General features: G+C 65.7%; 20 protein-coding genes. 8 read left to right on the top strand and 12 right to left on the bottom strand.

Annotation, left to right across the window (positions count from 1 at the left end):
* From I5E68_RS03080 to I5E68_RS03070, 3 genes are all read left to right on the top strand, one after another.
* The gene (locus I5E68_RS03080) at positions 1-2,706 is read left to right on the top strand and encodes an NHL repeat-containing protein (protein ID WP_197160670.1); all 2,706 of its coding nucleotides are present in this window, start codon (positions 1-3) and stop codon (positions 2,704-2,706) included.
* A gap of 28 nt (positions 2,707-2,734) precedes the next feature.
* On the top strand, positions 2,735-3,160 hold the full coding sequence (locus I5E68_RS03075; protein WP_197160668.1) for a flagellar basal body protein: 426 nt from the start codon (positions 2,735-2,737) through the stop codon (positions 3,158-3,160).
* 352 nt (positions 3,161-3,512) lie between these two features.
* Entirely contained in the window at positions 3,513-4,700 is a 1,188-nt protein-coding gene (locus tag I5E68_RS03070) for a helix-turn-helix domain-containing protein (RefSeq protein WP_228726795.1), read from the top strand.
* 199 nt (positions 4,701-4,899) lie between these two features.
* Here I5E68_RS03070 and I5E68_RS03065 read toward each other — a convergent pair whose 3' ends face one another.
* The 8 genes from I5E68_RS03065 to flgC all read right to left on the bottom strand — a co-directional run bounded on the left by I5E68_RS03065 (position 4,900) and on the right by flgC (position 9,726).
* A complete protein-coding gene (locus I5E68_RS03065; protein WP_197160666.1) occupies positions 4,900-5,322 on the bottom strand; it encodes a flagellar biosynthesis protein FlgN in 423 nt (140 codons plus the stop codon).
* Complete coding sequence (locus tag I5E68_RS03060) at positions 5,312-5,611, bottom strand: rod-binding protein (RefSeq protein ID WP_197160664.1); 300 nt, start codon at positions 5,609-5,611, stop codon at positions 5,312-5,314. The genes I5E68_RS03065 and I5E68_RS03060 overlap by 11 nt, the downstream gene beginning before the upstream one ends.
* A gap of 2 nt (positions 5,612-5,613) precedes the next feature.
* A complete protein-coding gene (locus I5E68_RS03055; RefSeq protein WP_228727025.1) occupies positions 5,614-6,696 on the bottom strand; it encodes a flagellar basal body P-ring protein FlgI in 1,083 nt (360 codons plus the stop codon).
* Positions 6,697-6,806: 110 nt separating this feature from the next.
* Positions 6,807-7,883, bottom strand: coding sequence for a flagellar biosynthesis protein FlhB (gene flhB / locus I5E68_RS03050; protein WP_197160660.1), 1,077 nt, complete (start codon positions 7,881-7,883; stop codon positions 6,807-6,809).
* Positions 7,884-7,886: 3 nt separating this feature from the next.
* Positions 7,887-8,663, bottom strand: a complete 777-nt coding sequence (gene fliR / locus I5E68_RS03045) for a flagellar biosynthetic protein FliR (RefSeq protein ID WP_197160658.1) — start codon at positions 8,661-8,663, stop codon at positions 7,887-7,889.
* Between the two features lie 4 nt (positions 8,664-8,667).
* Positions 8,668-8,931: a flagellar biosynthetic protein FliQ gene (locus I5E68_RS03040; RefSeq protein ID WP_197160656.1), complete on the bottom strand. Its 264-nt coding sequence runs from the start codon at positions 8,929-8,931 to the stop codon at positions 8,668-8,670.
* 30 nt (positions 8,932-8,961) lie between these two features.
* Positions 8,962-9,303 (bottom strand): flagellar hook-basal body complex protein FliE, encoded by a 342-nt coding sequence (gene fliE / locus I5E68_RS03035; RefSeq protein WP_197160654.1) that lies wholly within the window; start codon positions 9,301-9,303, stop codon positions 8,962-8,964.
* A gap of 12 nt (positions 9,304-9,315) precedes the next feature.
* The gene (gene flgC, locus I5E68_RS03030) at positions 9,316-9,726 is read right to left on the bottom strand and encodes a flagellar basal body rod protein FlgC (RefSeq protein ID WP_197160652.1); all 411 of its coding nucleotides are present in this window, start codon (positions 9,724-9,726) and stop codon (positions 9,316-9,318) included.
* 107 nt (positions 9,727-9,833) lie between these two features.
* Here flgC and I5E68_RS03025 point away from each other — a divergent pair, with 107 nt between their 5' ends.
* From I5E68_RS03025 to I5E68_RS03010, 4 genes are all read left to right on the top strand, one after another.
* On the top strand, positions 9,834-10,067 hold the full coding sequence (locus I5E68_RS03025; protein WP_197160650.1) for a FliM/FliN family flagellar motor switch protein: 234 nt from the start codon (positions 9,834-9,836) through the stop codon (positions 10,065-10,067).
* Between the two features lie 3 nt (positions 10,068-10,070).
* Complete coding sequence (locus I5E68_RS03020) at positions 10,071-10,421, top strand: flagellar biosynthetic protein FliO (protein WP_197160648.1); 351 nt, start codon at positions 10,071-10,073, stop codon at positions 10,419-10,421.
* Entirely contained in the window at positions 10,414-11,151 is a 738-nt protein-coding gene (gene fliP, locus I5E68_RS03015; RefSeq protein ID WP_197160646.1) for a flagellar type III secretion system pore protein FliP, read from the top strand. Before I5E68_RS03020 ends, fliP begins: the two co-directional genes overlap by 8 nt.
* Before the next feature lie 149 nt (positions 11,152-11,300).
* Positions 11,301-11,690 (top strand): hypothetical protein, encoded by a 390-nt coding sequence (locus I5E68_RS03010; protein WP_197160634.1) that lies wholly within the window; start codon positions 11,301-11,303, stop codon positions 11,688-11,690.
* Between the two features lie 16 nt (positions 11,691-11,706).
* On the opposite strand, the gene I5E68_RS03005 is transcribed toward I5E68_RS03010, so the two are convergent.
* From I5E68_RS03005 to motA, 3 genes are read right to left on the bottom strand one after another with little or no spacing between them, the layout of a single operon-like run.
* Positions 11,707-12,144, bottom strand: a complete 438-nt coding sequence (locus I5E68_RS03005) for a hypothetical protein (RefSeq protein WP_323982073.1) — start codon at positions 12,142-12,144, stop codon at positions 11,707-11,709.
* Positions 12,145-12,181: 37 nt separating this feature from the next.
* Positions 12,182-13,036, bottom strand: coding sequence for a flagellar motor protein MotB (locus I5E68_RS03000; protein ID WP_197160633.1), 855 nt, complete (start codon positions 13,034-13,036; stop codon positions 12,182-12,184).
* Positions 13,037-13,058: 22 nt separating this feature from the next.
* Positions 13,059-13,949 (bottom strand): flagellar motor stator protein MotA, encoded by an 891-nt coding sequence (motA, locus tag I5E68_RS02995; RefSeq protein ID WP_197160632.1) that lies wholly within the window; start codon positions 13,947-13,949, stop codon positions 13,059-13,061.
* Between the two features lie 216 nt (positions 13,950-14,165).
* Between motA and I5E68_RS02990 the strand changes: the two genes are divergently transcribed.
* A complete protein-coding gene (locus I5E68_RS02990) occupies positions 14,166-14,555 on the top strand; it encodes a flagellar biosynthesis regulator FlaF (protein WP_197160631.1) in 390 nt (129 codons plus the stop codon).
* 251 nt (positions 14,556-14,806) lie between these two features.
* Here the strand turns inward: I5E68_RS02990 and I5E68_RS02985 are convergent, their stop codons facing one another.
* Positions 14,807-15,718 carry a sigma factor gene (locus I5E68_RS02985; protein WP_197160626.1) on the bottom strand — a complete coding sequence of 304 codons (912 nt, stop codon included), beginning with the start codon at positions 15,716-15,718 and terminating at the stop codon, positions 14,807-14,809.
* Positions 15,719-15,878: the final 160 nt, after the last annotated feature.

Here is a 15,878-nt window from a genome sequence, read left to right as displayed (position 1 = left end):
ATGGTGAATGTGAACAATGGCCTGATCGGTCTTTCCATCCTGGGAGGGACGAGCGCCTACAACACCTACTCCTCCGGGCTTTCCTCCAGCGACAGCCCGGCAGTGACGCGGGCGAAGCAGGCCTTCACCCTGCCCCAGACCACCCCGCCCTGGGAAGAGGAGCCCACCACCTCTTCCACCAGCGCGCAGATCACCGCGATCAAGAAAATGCTCTCGATCATCGATACCGAGAGCGACTCCTCCCTGGAGGACCTGCCCGACATCGAGGCTTCCTTCACCATCTACAAGGCGCTCGACCGCTTGCGCGTGATCGCCGAGAGCGCGGCCAAGTCGACCACCTCGGAAACCGAGCGCACTGCCCTCAACAAGGTCTTTGCCAAGGGCATGGCCGACCTGCAGGCCTACATGGGGTCTGCGCAGACCGACATGCTCACGCTGAACTACGGCGTGCCCACGAAGCGCGTCCAGACCGTCGCCGTGACCAAGTCGGACGTAACCGGCTCGGTCGTCGCCGGGACGACCTCGATCAAGCGCAGCGACGTCATCGCCGGACTGACCGGCACCGAGGTCTTCCAGTTCACGCTGACCAAGGGCTCCACCACCGAGACGGTCCAGGTCGATCTTTCGCAGATCACCGACCCTCTCAACCTCGACACGATCGCCAACGCCTTCAACGCCGCCATCGGCGCAACCCCGCAGCTCGATGCCGGGGGCAATCCCGTGCTCGACGCCGATGGCAATGTCGTCAGCCAGTGGCAGTCGAACTTCTCGCTCAAATATACCGACGAGAAGTGGGGACTGGTGTTCAATCCCTCGGGTATCGAGAACGTCGCGATCGACCAGGTCGGGGGTACCGACGCGATCGTGGTCGCCAGTGGTGAAACTCGGCGCGATTCCTACACCGATGCGAGCCTGTTCCGTTTCGAGGACATCGACGGAGCGATGACCCGCACAAGGCTCGGTTCGATCGCCTCGATCGATGCCGACGCCACCGCCCAGGCGGCCACCGCCGCGAGCCGCGATGACGACGAGGACGTCGACTACACGGTCCACGCAGACACCAAGGCGCGTTCGGTCGTCACCGACGCTGAGGGCTTCAGCTATATCGTCGGCACTACCGATGGCGACCTCGGTACCAACCTTTCGGACGGCGAGGACGACCTGTTCCTCACCAAGGTCGATTCCGAAGGCAAGATCGTGTGGCAGCGCAGCCTCGGCGCCTCCGGTTCGGCACAAGGTGCCGCAGTCTCTATCGCCCCCAACGGCGAGATCGTCGTTGCCGGAACCGTCAGCAGCGCCTTCAGCGGCAGCGATGGCAGCGACACCGACATCCTCGTCGCCCGCTTCAATGCCCGCGGCGAGGAACTCTCCGCAACCGCGGTGCGCCAGCTCGGCAACGAGAGTGCGAGTGCGCTGACCATCGGCGATGACGGGAGCATCTACGTCGCAGGCCGCGCTTCGAGTGGCGGCGGCGATGCCTTCATCGTCAAGCTCGACGCCACCGGCAAGCAGGTCGAGCGGCGCACGATCGACAGCGGTGGGGCCGACCTGGTCACAGCGCTCGAAATCGACGGTTCAGGCAACCTGCTCGCGCTGACCAAGGAAAACGGCGTTGCCACGCTGCGCCGGATCGATTCGACCTCGATTGCCAACGACCTGGGTTCGATTGCACTCGGAGCAGTCGAGGCGCGCGCCATCGCCGTTTCCGACAGTGGCCAGATCGCCGTCGTCGGTGCTGCCGCAACGGCGGTCTCGGGCAGCCAGACCAATGCGATCTCGGGAGCACGCGACGCGTTCGTCACGATGATCGGCGCCGGTCTCGGTTCTGCGAGCACGACCTATATCGGCAGCGCCGAGGACGATCAGGCGGACAGCGCGACCTGGATGAACGGCACGCTTTATGTCGGCGGGCGCAGCAACGGCACCATTTCCGGCACGAAGAGCGGTACGGTCGATGGCTTCCTCGCGCGCCTCGACGCCAGCGGCACGCTCGAGGCGGTCTCGCAATGGGGGCTCGTCGCGACCACCACCGAACCGGTGCGTGTGTCGGCAGCGAGCGGCGGCACCACGGCGCTCGGCGCGCTTGGCCTTGCTCGCGGTACGCTCAACCAGCGCACGTCAGCGACGCTGACCTCGCAGACCAGCATCCGCGCCGGGGACGAATTCACGATCAAGGTCGACGATGGTTCGACCCGCACGATCACCATCGATGCAAGCGAGACGATGACCACGCTCTCGCAGAAGATCCGCCGCATTACCGGTACGGCCGCGAGCGTCTCGACCGCACTGGTCGATGGCAAGACGAGCCTCAGGATCCAGGTCGCGGCGGGCCACAGCATCGAACTGGGCTCGGGCGCAAACGGCGAGGACGCCCTGACCAAGCTCGGGATCGAACCGGTCCGCCTCGTCGCCAAGGCCGCGACCGATGCTGATGACGACGACGAGAACACCGTCACCCCGGGCGGCACTTATAGTCTCGCCCTGAGCAGCGCCCTCAATCTGGGCAATGCCAAGACGGCAGCCGTGGCGCTCAGCAAGATCGGCTCGGCCATTTCGATGATCCAGTCGGCCTACCGCTCGCTCTACTGGGATTCGACCAAGGCCGCACGGGTCGACGGCACGCTCGCGACCGCAGCAGGCTCGGCCTACCAGCAAAAACAGCTCGCCAACTACCAGGCCGCCCTGTCGCGCCTGACCGGTTCGTGAAACCGGCCTTCCCGAAGGAAACCAGCCCATGTCATCCGTACCTCCGCTGATCGCGGGCATGACCCGCTCGATGAAGGCCATGGCCGAGCAGCAGCGGGTCATCGCCGAGAACGTCGCCAACAGCGAAACCCCCGGCTACAAGGCCCGCACGGTCACCGCGCCCGATTTCTCGGCGCTCGTGCAGCACTATGGCGGTGCGGCCGGTTCGCCCGGTGTCGCACGCCCCACGGTCGAGATTTCCGCAGCGATGAGCGCACTGGGGGCCAGCGCGCCGCAGGCTGGAAGCCGTGTTGTCCTCGACAGTGCGACGAGCGAGACCAAGCCCGATGGCAACAACGTCACGCTCGAGGACCAGTTGCTCGCGCTTGGTCAGGTCCAGACCGACTTCACTGCAGCGACCAATATCTACAAGAAGCAGATGGGCCTGATGCGCCTCGCCCTCGGACGCGGCTGAAGATGGCATTGCCCCGCAGCAGAGCGGGCGTTCGAAGCGCGCCTGTCGACGAAAGCCGCAAGGCTTTCCTCCGGAACGGCACGACGAGCCGGAGACACGGGCCGCCGCGCACGACTTGCCGGAGTCAAATTCGCCCGCACAGTGCAACTTTGCTCCTGCATGACAGTTTTTATACTAAAAATAAGGGTTTATGGCGCATGCCCTCGCAAATCTAGGAGTGAGCGCTCGAATCACTCGCCGAAATCTCTAAAGAGTACGGCGCGCGATTCGACTTGTGGTGGAACTGCAACTATATTGACCAGGCATAGTCTCCATGGAAATTTATTGGATGCATACTCACAACAGAGGGTGCATGTCGGATAAGAATGGCCTTATCGGTAACGGTACCGGGACCCCGCTTGGCGAAGGGGGTGAGCCCCTGTGCATCGATTCCTGGCGCTCGTTCGTTTTTCCGAACCACATCAGGACTTTCCGCAAGGAACGTGACGGAGGCTCGCTGCTCGAGCTTTCCGAACGTCTTTCGGGAGTAACCTATATCCGGCTCTCCAAGATCGAACGTGGAGAAGTCTTCGCCCGCGCCGCGGAACTGCGCGCCATCGGCGAAGCGCTGGCAGTTGCGCCCGAAGACCTGCTGATCGACATCGACGATCCGCATTTCGACATTGCCGACTGGGCCGAGCCGAACCTTGGCAGCGACCGCGTCTCGCACGAAAGCGATCGCTTCGCTGTGCTCGTCGCCGCGGCGCTGCGCAATCGCCGCAATGCCGATCCCGAACTCACCATCGCCGCGCTCGAGAACGACTACGGCATCGCGCCGGTGATCCTCTCGCGCATCGAGAACGCCTTCAAGCCCTTCGAGCGCTGGAACGAGGACATCCGCAGCGGCCTCTACAAACTCTTCGCAGTGCGCAGCAATGCGGTCTTCATCCGCAAGATCGAGGACCTGTACGGCAGTGGCGATCTCGACGAAACGCTGCCCCTGATCGCCAATCCCAAGCTGCGCATCGACAAGACCCGCACGCGGGTCAATGCGCTGCGCGCCGAACTGGCACAGGCCAGCCCGGTCGCGGCGACACAGGCACACGCAACCATCGAGTCTGCGCCCGCCCTGCCCGAACCGGCCATCGCGCCGACCAACGACAACAGCGCACGCGCAAGTGTCGAGCCCGGCGAAGAGCGCATGGTGCCGGTCTTCGGCTTCCCGCTCCCCGAGGGCCAGATCGCCCGCCTTCCGACCGACACCGAGGTGCCCGCGCCACGCATGGCGGGCCCGGCAAGCTACGGCCTGCGCGTCGGCTACCCGACGCTGGGACCGGGGCTTCCCGGCCGCGCCACGCTGATCGTCGATCCCGACCGATTCCCCTCGGCTGGCAGCATTGCGGTTGTGAGCGAGGCCGAAGGCATCCTGCGCCTGCTCTCGATCACGCATGACCGCCAGGGCCGCATGATCGGCTTCAGCCTGCATCCCGACTACGAGATCGCCATCGACGAGCTCGACCCGGGCCAGGTGGGCACCGTGATTGCCGCGATCTACGAATAGGCTCGCAGCCAGCTACGCGAATAAGAACGGGGTCGCCGGGTAACATGCCCGACGACCCCGTTTTCGCATGGCCTGACACGTTTGCGGCCACGCTGGCCGCCTGACCAGACAGAACGCGCCGCACAAATGCGACAAGGCCCGGCCCGGGAGACTTCCCCGAGCCGGGCCTCGTATGCCTATCTGCGTTTCCCAGGCTGCGTCAGTAGGCGCCATCGAGCGAGATCGGCGTCGCGAGGTCCTGCTGGGCGAGATCGCCGTTCGCCCCGTAGGTGCGCGCGCGGTTACCGCTGAGACGGCGCGCCTCGGCCGTGATCGCCGAGACCATGTCCTTCGACAGCTCGATCTGGCGGCCAAGGACCGCAGCATTTTCCTCCGAGACGCTCACCAGCTCGGCGAAGAGCTCGCGCAGCGTCTCGCGGGTCTCCTCGTCCGCCTTGGCGAACCAGTCTGGCGTGCGGCGCGACTGGCGCACGATCGCCTCCTCGAGCGCACCGACGAGGCGCGTCTTGGCGCTCGCCAGCGAGGCGAGGTCGAGCACGCGCTCGCGGTTGCGCAGGCGCTCGGTCTCCTCGCGCATGACGAGGTTGAGCGAGGAGACGATCTCGATCAGTTCATTGGCCATTGTCGGTTCCTCCCTGGAGGCGGATGATCTGTGCCTCGACGGCCGAGGCGATGCCCAGCCCCCTGCCCTTGGCGATCTGGTTACCCATCTGTTCGGCGAGCACGCCGCGGAACATCTCTTCGCCGTGGCCGCCCGAAGTCTGTTCGTCGAGCTCGACGCTTTCCATCATCAGCTTCATCATCTGCCCGGCGAAGACTCCCTCGAAGTCGCGCGCAACCGCAGCGGGGCTCTTGTCCTGGCTGATGACGACCGGCCGCGAGGGCAACGAGGGAAGGGAAATGTCGCTCATGCTTACTGCACCGTGATTTCGGCCTGGAGCGCACCTGCGGTGCGCAGCGCCTGGAGGATGGTGATAAGGTCGCGCGGACTGACGCCGAGCGCATTGAGGCCGGTGACCAGCGTCTGCAGCGAGGTCCCCTGCGTGAGCAGGGCGAGCGAAGCGCCCGAACCGTCGTCGGCCTCGACGCGGGTGCGCGGGACGACCTGGGTCGTGCCGTTCGAGAGCGGTCCCGGCTGCGAGACGACGGGGCTCTCGGTCACGGAAATGGTCAACCCGCCCTGCGCGATCGCGACCGGGCTGACGGTGACGTCCGCGCCCATGACGACGGTACCGGCGGCCTCGTTGATGACGATGCGCGCGGGCTGGTCGACCTCGACCGTCAGGTTCTCGATGCGCGAGACCAGCTCCATGACCGAGCTGCCGCGCGGCGTTATCTCGACGGTCGCCGGGTCGAGCGCGATGGCAGCGCCCGAAACCTCGCGGTTGATCGTGCGCGCGACGCGCTGGGCGGTGGTGAAGTCCGGGTTCTTGAGCGCAAGCTTGAGGCTGCTCGCCGAAGCGAGGGCATAGGGCACCTCGCGCTCGATGATCGCGCCGCCGGCGATGCGTGCCGTGGTCATCACGCCGCGGCTCACGCGCGCGGCCGCACCGCGTGCCTCGAAGCCGGAGACGGCGACGGGCCCTTGCGCCACCGCGTAGATCTCGCCGTCGAGCGCACGCAGCGAGGATACGATGAGGATGCCGCCCTGAAGGCTGGTGGAATCGCCCAGCGCCGAGACCTGCACGTCGATCGTCGAGCCACGCCGCGCGAACGGCGGCATGGTTGCGGTGACCATGACCGCGGCCACGTTCTGGGTGCGCATCTGGTCGCCGCGAATGTTGACGCCCATGCGCTCGAGCATGGCCTGCAGCGTCTCCTCGGTGAAGGGCACGTTGCGCACGCGGTCGCCGGTGCCCTGCAGGCCGACGACGAGACCGTAGCCGACCAGCTGGTTGGGGCGCACGTTTTCGACATCGACGATGTCCTTGATACGCGGCTGCGGCGCGGCTGATGCGCTCGCGGCGAAACCGCAAAGGGCAAGGCCGCAGGCCATGGCCGCAGCCAGGGCGAGGAAAAGGGCGCGAAGCCGCGATTTCAGGGGCACTTGCATCTTAGTCCTTATAGACGACTGGCGTGGCATGGGTTGGCACATGGCGTGGTTTTTCAAGCGCGCACGGCGCTGCGGCGCGCGAGCTTGAGGACGTAGCTGATGATCTCGGCGACCGCGGCGTAGTGTTCGACGCTGATCGGGCGGTCCACCTCGACCGAGGCGTGGAGCGCGCGCGCGAGCGGCGGGCTCTCGACGATCGGGACCCCTGCTTCCTTCGCGATCTCGCGGATCTTGAGCGCGACCGCATCGACGCCCTTGGCGACGACGACAGGCGCCTGCATCGCGCCGTGATCGTACTTGAGCGCGACGGCGTAGTGGGTCGGGTTGGTGATGATGACGCTGGCGGTGGGGACCTGCGCCATCATGCGCTTGCGCGCGCGCTGCATCTGGATCTGGCGGATACGCGCCTTGATCTTGGGATCGCCCTCGCTCTGCTTGTGCTCGTCCTTCACCTCCTGCAGCGTCATGCGCATGCGCTGGCGAAAGGCGTAGCGCTGGTAGACGAAATCGGCTCCGGCGAGCAGCACCACGACCATGACCACCGCGCGCACCGCCTCGAACATCAAGGTTCCGGCGGAAAGGCTGAGCGCGGACGGAGTGAAACCGACGAGCTGGTCGAATCCGGCAAGCCGCGGGCGCAGCACCACCAGCACCGCCATGACGATCGCCGCGAACTTGGCGAGGGTCTTGAGAAACTCGACCAGCGCACGCTGGCCGAACATGCGCTTGAGGCCCGAGAAGGGATCGAGCTTGGACCACTTGGGGGCGAGCCTGGTCCAGCTCATCGTCACGCGCCCTTGCAGGAAGGCGGTCGCCATCGCGCAGACCATGAGCAGCGCGAAGATCGGCGCGAGCGCCCATGCGGTATGCATGGCGATGCCGGTCATCAGACCCTGCGCACCATCTGCATCGATGCGAAAGTCCTGCGCATCGCCCCAGAGACGGCGGAACAGCGTCGCCATGCTGGCGAGCATGTTCGCACCCAGCCAGCCGGCCACGACCAGCGCGCCGATCATCATCGTCGCGTGGCGCATTTCCGGAGCGGTGGCGACCTCGCCGCGCTTGCGCGCGTCCTCGAGCCGCTTGGTTGTCGGCTCCTCGGTCTTCTGGTCCTTGTCCGCGTCGGCCATGGCTCAGATGCTCCAGCCCGAGCGCATGAAATCGGCCATGGCAGTCGCGAATGCGGTCAGCATGGCACCGATGGTCAGCGCGGTGAGCGATACGCCCAGCATGATGTTGAGCGGTTGGGTGATGAAGAAGACCTGGATCGTGGGCGCGACGCGTGCGGCGAGCCCGAGGCCGAGGTTGAACAGCGCGCCGTAGAGGATCAGCGGCGCGGCAAGGCTGAGCCCCAGCGAAAAGGCCTCACCCAGCACGCGCACGGCGAGCTGCGCGAAGTCGGCAGCGGGCGGGAAGCCGCCGACCGGGAAGGCATCGTAGGACTTGACGATCGAGGCGATCCACATGTGGTGGACGCCGAGCGACATGCACACCAGCACTGCGGCCAGCCCGAAGAAGCGCGCGAGCAGCGCCGACTGGCCGCCCTGGCTCGGATCGAACACCGCTGCCGCGCCCAGCCCGATCTGCTGCGTAACCACTGACCCCGCCACGAGCGCGGCGCTGAACAGGATGCGGATGATCGCGCCGAGCGCGAGCCCGACGAGCAGTTCGGAGACGACCAGCATCGGCAGGCTCGCCTCGTTGCCCGCCACCGGTGCGATGCGCCCCTCCAGCATGCCGTAGAGCCCGAGCGTCATGCCCAGCGAGAGCAGCAGCCGGATATTGGGCGGCACCGAATCCTCGGAGAAGGCCGGAAGCAGCATGAACACCGCCCCCAGCCTGCAGAACAGGACGAGGAACGTCGCCGTGTCGACCGGCAGACGCGCAAGGAGGGCGGGGTCGAAGTCCATGGCGTCAGCCGGTGATGATGGCGTCGGCGATACGGTCCATGAAGGCCGCCATCGCGTGGCCGATCATCGGCAGCGAGAGCAGCAGGACCAGCCCGAGAACGAGGATCTTGGGCACGAAGGTCAGGGTCATCTCCTGAACCTGGGTGAGCGCCTGGAGCAGGCCGATGGCGACACCCACGATCAGGGCGGCGATCAGCATCGGCCCGGCGATCGTCAGCGCGAGCACCAGCGCGGCGCGCGCAATCTCGATGGCGGCAGAGGAGTCCATCTCGTAGGCTTCCCGTCTTCGATCCCGGCCCTAGACCTGCATGCGCATGATTTCGGAGTAGGCGCTGACCACGCGGTCGCGCACCGCGACGACGGTGTCGAGCGCGGTCTCGGCGGCACCGATGGCGGTGACGACGTCGATCAGGTCGCCCTTGCCCGCGACCTGCTTGGCGCTCTCGGCCTCGGCGGTGCGCAGGGTGCCGGCGGCCTCGCCGACCATGCCCTCGACCATCGAGCCGAAGCTGGCAGCGCCGGTCGGTGCCGCGCCCCCCGTGGGGTTGAGACCGGTGCCGCCTGCGACACCCGACTTGGGACCGACTGCGCCGAGGGCTCGGCCATAGGCCGCAACGGCATCAAGCTTTCCGATGACCATGTCTGATATTCCTTACTTGAGCAGGTCGATGGTGCGCATGGTCATGCCGCGCGCGGATTCGATGGCATTGAGATTGGCTTCGTAGGAGCGCTGCGCCGCCTTCATGTCGGCCGCCTCGATCAGCGGATTGACATTGGGCTGCTCGACGTAGCCGTCCGCGTCGGCGACCGGGCTGCCGGGCTGGTAGACGCGCGGGAAGCTGCTCTTGTCGGCCTCGATCGAGGAGACCGAGACGCCGGTCGCGCCCGTGGCGCGATCGACTTCGGCAGAAAAGGTGGCGACACGGCGGCGATAGGGATCGCCATCGGCCTTGGTCGCGACCGAGTCCGAGTTGGCGATGTTCTCCGCGATCACGCGCATGCGCAGCGACTGGGCCCTCAGGCCCGAGGCGGAAACGCCGATCGAATTGGTAAGGTCGGTCATGAAAGCTCCTGCTGCTGGTGCAGTCAGAAACCTTATAGGCAATTTTTGCCGGGTCGCGGCGTCATCCTATACATATTTTCCTATAAGGCACCTGAAAGGAGACGACCATGTCAGTGCTCGAAGGCATACAGCTCGAACTGTCGATCGTCCTGGGCTCGACGCAGATACCCATCCGCCAGGCCCTCAAGATGAGCCGCGGGGCGATGATCCCGCTCGACCGCGACCACGATGCCCCGACCCAGGTCTTCGTCAACGACGAGTGCGTCGCCGAAGGCCGCATCCTGGTGAAGGACGACGTGATGTCGCTCGAGATCACGCGGATCGTGCGGCGCGACACCTGAGCGATGGAATTTCTCTCGTTCCTGCGCATGATCGGCTCGCTGGCACTCGTGCTCGGCCTGCTCGTCGGCGCGCTCTATCTGGTGCGTCGCTATGAGCTGAGCCTGCCGCAGGCCTGGCTCGGCCGCATCGGCGGCGGCGGAGCGCAGCGCCGCCTGCAGCTGGTCGAGCGCCTCGCACTCGATCCGCGCCGCTCACTCGTGCTGGTTCGCCGCGACGAGCGCGAATTCACGCTCGTCATTGCGCCCGAGGGACTGCTGCTGCTCGAGAGCAGCGACGCCAACCCTGCGGCCGATGTCACCGACCCCACCGCGATCCCCCCGATCGATGCTGCGGAAACCGACCAGAATGCCTAAGCCCGTTACCCTTCTCGCCGGACTCGCCGCCGCTGGAGTGATGCTCGTCCTGCCTGAAACCGCGCTGGCACAGGCTGCGGGCGGGGGCGACGGGTCGGTCTCGGGCCGCATTCTCCAGCTCGTCCTCCTGATGACGGTGCTCAGCCTCGCGCCGGGCATCCTGATGACGATCACCTCGTTCACCCGCATCGTGGTCTCGCTCTCGCTGCTGCGTTCGGGCCTTGGCACGCAAGGCGTGCCGCCCAACCCGGTGATCATCGCGCTCGCCATGTTCCTCAGCTTCTTCGTCATGGCCCCGACCTTCAACGCCGCCTGGGACCAGGCCTACGTCCCATACAACGAGGGCCAGATCGACGAGGCGCAGGCGCTCGAGCGCGCGAGCGGCCCGTTCCGCAAGTTCATGCTCAGCCAGGTGCGCGAGGAGGACGTCGAACTGTTCGTCTCGCTTTCCAAGCAGCGCCCGCGTTCGCGCGCCGAGATGCCGATGAGCACGCTGATGCCCGCCTTCATGATCTCCGAACTGCGGCGCGCCTTCGAGATCGGCTTCCTGCTGCTGCTGCCCTTCCTCGTCATCGACCTTGCGGTCGCCGCGGTGCTCATGGCGATGGGCATGATGATGCTGCCACCCGCCACGGTCTCGATGCCGATGAAGATCATCTTCTTCGTGCTGGTCGATGGTTGGGCGCTCGTCGCAGGCTCGCTGATAAAGAGTTTCGCGGCCTCGGGCTGACGACCCACCCCGCTCCTGGAACCGAAAAGGCCGGCCCTGCGCCGGCCTTTTCTTTTTGCGTGCCGACGCCAGCAGCCGAGACCCGCGACATGCCCGTGCAAACAGCTGTTTTCGCTTGCCTATCCTCTCCCTCACCCTAGGGTCAGGTGATGGAAGTGCTCCTTGAATTCCTTTTCCAGATCTTCGGCGAGGTCCTGCTCCAGCTGGTCATCGAGGCACTGGTGGAACTGGGAATGCATTCGCTGGCCGAGACGGTCCAGCGCCCCTGGCACCCGGTCTACGCCGCGATCGGGTTCGTGCTGCTCGGCCTGATCGCCGGCGCTGTCAGCCTCCTCGTACTGCCCCATTCGCCGATTGCCGCGCCGCAGCTGCGGCTGGCGAACCTCATCGTCACGCCGGTCGTGATCGGCCTCGTGATGATGCTTGTCGGCAGGCTGCGCGCGAAGCGCGGGCAGGACCTCGTGCGGCTCGACAGGTTCGGCTACGCCTTCCTGTTCGCCTTCGCGATGGGCTTGGTGCGCTTCGTCTGGGTGAGCTGAACGCGGCCGCGCAGGATCAGACCGGCGAGGCGCGGGTAATGGCGACCGAGCGGATGCGCTCCTTGCCATAGACCTCTGCGCCAGCCTCGAGCAGCACCTTGCGCAAGGCACCGAGGCTGGGGATCACCGAATCCGTGCCACCGGCGAGCGGCGCGCGGTACGTGCGCATGTTGATCGCGTCGAGCAGGACGGGGATGCTCGCCGCCATCTCCTCGGCCTCGCCCTTAGGCACCTCGTACTGGATCTCGAAGGCGCCATAGCCGATCAGCTTGCCGGTCTTATCGACCAGCGGCGCCATCACCGGGGGCATTTCCATGAACTCGCTCGCAGCGGCCGGTGCCTCGAAGGCCGGCAGGACCTGCGGCATGAAATTGATCAACCCATAGGCGGTGGCACCGCCGATCGCGGTACCGCTTACCAGCATCACGAGGCCGGTCAGGATCTTGTTGCTCACTGCGAGGCTTTCCGTTGCGGGCGACCGGCCGGGCCGGTCAGAACTTGAAGCTGGCGTCCTGCGGGAGCGCCGAAGGCTCGGCCAGGACGACAATGGTCACGCGCCGGTTTTCCGGGCGGTCGGGCTGGTCGGGATAGACCGGATCACTACCGGCCATCGCAACGACTTCATTGAAGCGGTCGACCGGGAGCCCGGCCTCGACCATGGCGCGCCGCGCTGCGAGCGCGCGCGCAGCGGAAAGTTGCCAGTTGCCCTCGCTCTGCCCACCGACGGAATCGGTATGGCCCTCGATCGCGATCTGTCCCGCCGTGCTGGAGAGCTGACCGGCGATACGACGCAGCATGTCGCGCGCATAAGGGTTGAGTTCGGAGGTGGAACCACGGAACATCGAGCGCGCACGGCTGTCGACAAGGTGGATGCGCATGCCCTCGCGGGTCGGCTCGACCTGGAGATTTTCCCGGGTTCCGGTGGGGTCGGCCGGCGGATCAAGCGCGAGCTGCATCTCCTGCGCCATCACGCGCAGCGCAGCCTCGGGCACGTTGGCCTCGCCGCCACGCGCCGCACCGCGCGTCCCTGCCTCGGCGGTACGCACACCCATCGCCTTCTGGTCTTCCGACTGCGCGCGGCGGCTGTGACCGCCAAGGCCCGGCTGCGAGCCGGGCAGGTTGGTGAGCGTCGCGGGCGGCGCGGGCTGGTTCTCCGACGGAGAGAAATATTCGGCGAGCCCCTTGAGCTGCTCCTTGTCCGGATTGGAGAGCAACCACAGCAACATGAAGAAGGCCATCATCGCGGTCACGAAGTCGGCATAGGCGACCTTCCAGGCACCGCCGTGGTGGCCGCCGTGCTTGTTCTTCTTGACCTTGCGGATGATGACAGGGGCGTGGTTGCTCATCGCTGTTCAGCCTTGCCGCAGGTCAGGCGGCAGCGCGCGGCGCGTTGAGTTCACCCTTGACCTCGTCAAGCGCGGCCTCGAGCTCGGTGAACGAGGGCGCATAGGCCGAAGGCGTCATGCGGCGTGCCAGCTCAACCGCGATCTCGGGCGGCTGCCCCTGCGCGTGACCGACAATCGCGGTCTTGACGATGAGGTACGGCTTGAGGTCGGAATCGACGATCTGGAGCAGCTTCTGCGCGATCGGGCCGACGAGGCAGTAGGCCAGCAGAACGCCCAGGAACGTGCCGACGAGCGCACCGCCGATCATCGCGCCGAGGATCTCGGTAGGCTGGTCGATCGAGCTCATCGTCTTGATGACGCCCAGAACGGCCGCGACGATGCCCAGCGCAGGCAGGCCGTCGGCCATCATCTGGATCGCGTGCTGCGGGATCAGCTCTTCCTCGTGATGGCGCTCGATGTCGCCTTCCATCGCCTCGGCGAGCTGGTGCGGATCCTCGAAGTTCACGGTCATCATGCGCAGGTAGTCGCAGATGAACTCGACCAGCCCGTTGTCGGCAAGGATGCGCGGGAAGCGCTGGAACACCGGGCTCTGCGCGGGCGCATCGATATGCTTCTCGATCCCCGAACCGCCTTCCTTGCGGAACGTTGCGATGAGCGTGAACATCACGGTGAGCAGGTCGCGAAAGTCCTTTTCGGTCCAGCGGCTGCCCTTGAAGACACGCACGATCCCGGCCCAGGTCTGCTTCACCGCCCCCATCGAGTTGCCGAGCACGAAAGCACCGACGGCAGCCCCGGCAATGGCCATCATTTCGTGCGGGAGCGCGTGGAGGATGACCTCCATGTTGCCACCCGACATCAGGAAGCTGCCGAAGACGCAGAGCAGGATGATGATGAGGCCGACGGCGTTGAGCATGGGGGTGTCCGCTGTTGGTAAAGGATCGGGTCCGACTTTTTCACTATAGGAAGACCGCAGGGAAATACGGGCGCAGGGGCGCGCATTTTTTGCGCAGCCCTGCGCCCGGCCCCGTGACGCTCGCGGCACTGTGCGCAGCAACTTGACGCATCGTCGCGACCGACCACGCGTGGCCTGCACTATAATGGAGGATAGCATTTTCCTCAGGGAGCGATCATGTCGATCAACGCCTATCGCCGCGCCCAACAGGTCGCGGCCACGCCGCGCGGTAACGAGTACCGCCTGATGAGCCAGATTACCGGCGAGATGATCGCCGCGCGCGATGCCGATCTGCGGGGCGGCGCATTGATGGCGACGCTGCACCGCAACCGCGTGGTGTGGAATACCTTTGCAAACCTTTGCGCCGCGAACGGCAACCAGCTGCCCGACGACCTGCGCGGACGGATCATCTCGATCGGCCTGTGGGTCGACAAGTACACCTCGCAGGTCATGGCCGGGCGCGGCGACATCGAGGACCTGATCGTGGTCAACCGCGCGATCATCGAAGGCCTCTCGAACGAGAACGGCGCCGCCCAGGCCGAGACGCTGCAGCCCACTGCGGGCTGAACCCGACGTCACCGCACCGACGCGCCAGAAGCCCGCCACGATCGACGATCGCTGGCGGGCTTCTGGCCATGCGCCGGGCGATGGCCTCAAATTCGACCGATACAGGAAAGGCGCCCCTTCCAGTTACCGGAAGGTGGCGCCTCTCTATTGCGACTCCGCAGGCTCGGTGCTCGTCCCGATCTTTCACGACCGCCTCGGGTGGCGGCAACTCGACGAAGCGACAGGTCAGCGCGAGGCTGGTCCACGCGATCTCAGTGGACCGACCTCTCGCGCACCATGGCCTCGTTGTATTCGGCCATCATCGCGAAGCGCGGATCGGCCCCGGCCAGTTCGCTCATCGTGCGCGCTGCCCGCTTGGCGATCTGGCGTGCGCGTTCGCGCAGGTTGCTGGCCTCCTCGTCCTCACCCTCGATGCTCTCGGCGGCCAGCCCGAAGAGCCGGTGCTCGACGATGCGACGGTTGTGATCGAGGCGCTCTTCGAGCTCGGCAAGACCGCTTTCGTCGATACGCTCGGCCTCGGCCCGCCACAGCGGGGTGCGCAGCTCTGCTGCGGGCACGCCCTGCTGGCGCGCGGCGCGGATACGCTGCTTCTGCTCCTGGCGCGCCTGGCGGCGCAGGCGTTCCATGCCCATGTTGCGCAAGTGCTCGATGTAGCTGTCGGCAAGCGAGCCCATTGCGGCTTCGGCAAGATAATCCGATGCCCCGGATTCGGTGCGCATAAGAGCATCCTCGTCCTCGATCGAGGCCACGGCTGAGATATCCTCGCCGTCCTCGTTGATCGAGAAGGCATCGAGCGAAACCGTGGTCGCCTCGACCTTGCGCGCCGAGGGGCGCTGGTCGGTCATGAGACGGAAGCGCAGGCTCTGCAGCTCGCCACGAATCTGCCAGTTCACGAAAGTCGTGAACTGCGCCTTTTCCGGATCGTAGGCCTGAATGGCACGGTGAACCGCGATCGAGCAGGCCTGCTCGGCATCCTCCCAGTGGGCGACAAGCCCGTACTGGCGAATGAAGTGGCGGATACGCGGCGCGATCAGCTTAAGGATATAGGAAAAGGTACGGTCGTCTTCGGCACGTTGACGGGCCGTCTTAGGCTGACCTTCCGCGACCTGCCTGGACAGGATGGACGCGACCGCCGCCTCAAGCGCATCGGACGTTTTAGACATGGTAATCCTCGGGTCTTTGAACCCCTGCACCCCCGTTGGCAGCGGCCCTTCAAACAATGGTAAATTCCCATTGAATCGTTAAAGGTTTATTACTCCTATATCTAAAATCAAGGATTATCCTGTAAATTTGTGATTTGCGGCGTCCGATACCCGGTTTTGC

Source organism: Novosphingobium aureum, assembly GCF_015865035.1.
Classification (GTDB): Bacteria; Pseudomonadota; Alphaproteobacteria; order Sphingomonadales; family Sphingomonadaceae; genus Novosphingobium; species Novosphingobium aureum.
This window is presented reverse-complemented; position numbering and strand designations above follow the sequence as displayed.

Bases quoted from the DNA above. Each gene is read 5' to 3' on its own strand.
- motA (WP_197160632.1), bottom strand. From the start codon at position 13,949: ATGCTCAACGCCGTCGGCCTCATCATCATCCTGCTCTGCGTCTTCGGC.
- I5E68_RS03065 (WP_197160666.1), bottom strand. From the start codon at position 5,322: ATGGCCAATGAACTGATCGAGATCGTCTCCTCGCTCAACCTCGTCATG.
- I5E68_RS03010 (WP_197160634.1), top strand. From the start codon at position 11,301: ATGGAAGTGCTCCTTGAATTCCTTTTCCAGATCTTCGGCGAGGTCCTG.
- fliE (WP_197160654.1), bottom strand. From the start codon at position 9,303: ATGGTCATCGGAAAGCTTGATGCCGTTGCGGCCTATGGCCGAGCCCTC.
- fliR (WP_197160658.1), bottom strand. From the start codon at position 8,663: ATGGACTTCGACCCCGCCCTCCTTGCGCGTCTGCCGGTCGACACGGCG.
- I5E68_RS03040 (WP_197160656.1), bottom strand. From the start codon at position 8,931: ATGGACTCCTCTGCCGCCATCGAGATTGCGCGCGCCGCGCTGGTGCTC.
- I5E68_RS03060 (WP_197160664.1), bottom strand. From the start codon at position 5,611: ATGAGCGACATTTCCCTTCCCTCGTTGCCCTCGCGGCCGGTCGTCATC.
- flhB (WP_197160660.1), bottom strand. From the start codon at position 7,883: ATGGCCGACGCGGACAAGGACCAGAAGACCGAGGAGCCGACAACCAAG.
- I5E68_RS03070 (WP_228726795.1), top strand. From the start codon at position 3,513: ATGTCGGATAAGAATGGCCTTATCGGTAACGGTACCGGGACCCCGCTT.
- I5E68_RS03075 (WP_197160668.1), top strand. From the start codon at position 2,735: ATGTCATCCGTACCTCCGCTGATCGCGGGCATGACCCGCTCGATGAAG.
- I5E68_RS02985 (WP_197160626.1), bottom strand. From the start codon at position 15,718: ATGTCTAAAACGTCCGATGCGCTTGAGGCGGCGGTCGCGTCCATCCTG.
- I5E68_RS03025 (WP_197160650.1), top strand. From the start codon at position 9,834: ATGTCAGTGCTCGAAGGCATACAGCTCGAACTGTCGATCGTCCTGGGC.
- I5E68_RS03080 (WP_197160670.1), top strand. From the start codon at position 1: ATGGTGAATGTGAACAATGGCCTGATCGGTCTTTCCATCCTGGGAGGG.
- I5E68_RS03020 (WP_197160648.1), top strand. From the start codon at position 10,071: ATGGAATTTCTCTCGTTCCTGCGCATGATCGGCTCGCTGGCACTCGTG.
- I5E68_RS02990 (WP_197160631.1), top strand. From the start codon at position 14,166: ATGTCGATCAACGCCTATCGCCGCGCCCAACAGGTCGCGGCCACGCCG.
- fliP (WP_197160646.1), top strand. From the start codon at position 10,414: ATGCCTAAGCCCGTTACCCTTCTCGCCGGACTCGCCGCCGCTGGAGTG.
- flgC (WP_197160652.1), bottom strand. From the start codon at position 9,726: ATGACCGACCTTACCAATTCGATCGGCGTTTCCGCCTCGGGCCTGAGG.
- I5E68_RS03055 (WP_228727025.1), bottom strand. From the start codon at position 6,696: ATGGCCTGCGGCCTTGCCCTTTGCGGTTTCGCCGCGAGCGCATCAGCC.
- I5E68_RS03000 (WP_197160633.1), bottom strand. From the start codon at position 13,036: ATGAGCAACCACGCCCCTGTCATCATCCGCAAGGTCAAGAAGAACAAG.